Annotated in this window: 1 protein-coding gene and 1 pseudogene; both read left to right on the top strand. The window is 42.0% G+C overall.

The annotated features are described in order from the left end of the window. The coding region (locus A3738_RS30420) for a hypothetical protein (RefSeq protein WP_197473527.1) at positions 1–202 on the top strand (202 nt) is incomplete at its 5' end. A gap of 946 nt (positions 203–1,148) precedes the next feature. Continuing rightward, a pseudogene (locus tag A3738_RS02485) lies at positions 1,149–1,269 on the top strand (antibiotic biosynthesis monooxygenase); the annotation flags it as partial.

Below are 1,269 nucleotides of genomic sequence, written 5' to 3' on the forward strand. Positions count from 1 at the left end.
CACCTTAACCAGCGACTCCAATACTCTAGAGTTTACTTACGATACTACAGACGGCATGGAAAACTTCCTTCTTGATTCTGTCATTAGTTCTACGACAGGGTTAAATATTTCAGCTGCAAATATGAATATTAAAGTGGGTGGTGATGGTAATCTTCAATCTAGCTTGCTAATCAGTGATATAGAGTCATTACTCTGCAATTAATATTCTAACAAGGCCATCATAGGGGCATTGTTTACTCCGCTGCGCTTTGGGGTGGCTGCGCCACTTTACCCCAAAGCTCCACTCCATAAGCAATGCCCCATATGGCGGCGTTAGTACGTACTAAGAATGAAAAGCGGACATTTGTTTTTCATTCGCAAGTAGACATTAGGAGTCGTTAATGGAGCAATAACTAAAACGTTACCTTCTTGCGGATAGCTGACCTGTCCTGAACGTCAAAAAAATCAGTGCGTCGCAAGACAGACTTTCAAAACGAGGTCGTTTCATCTTAGGATAGAAAACTTAAGGATGGCCTTGCCTACCAAGCAAGGCGCGATGATTTGAGGTTGCATACTTTGCAAACCAACAGGCCTCGAAACTAAGATTCCACGGCTATGTTCACTAAGGTGCTGATATGAAAGCGAAGCTTATCGCATTGTCTTTATTAAGTTTTGGGCTGCTAATGTACTTCGCAGTTGAGGAAATTTACTTCCCATTTATTTTGATCCCCTTCATCGGTTTTTCTATAACGGTATTTATGTGNCCTTTACCAAATGATGAAAGCAGGAAACGAAAAAGTCAGGGGTATAAAGGTAGTGACCCAAACGGATTCGATGTTTTAGGTGAGACAGCCAGAGCACTAAAAAACAAAAGAGATAATGAAAGCAATGGCATCGATATCGATTTATAGGCTTAACCATTTTTACAGTTCGCTCAATACAAAAAGGGTTTCAGTATCTCAGCTCCAGGGCATATTCTGATTTTGTAATGTACGGCTTGGTTCCCCTATTAATCCCATTAATTACGTTAGCATGGTTGGCGTTTTATGATTAACAGCAACATCACACATAACCAGGCTATCAAAGATCGCCCAACAAGTTGGGCTGGACAGTCAATGCTGCGCATTGCCTGCCCTTTATAGCGGCGTTAAATGCTCAAAGGAGTTTAGATGTCTCTCATTGCCAATACACCGGCACCACCTTACTACGCAGTAATTTTCACTTCTCACCGTACAGAAGGTGATAACGGTTATGGCCAAATGGCAGATCGAATGGTTGAGCTTGCGTCAA

It is taken from the genome of Oleiphilus sp. HI0066 (assembly GCF_001635725.1).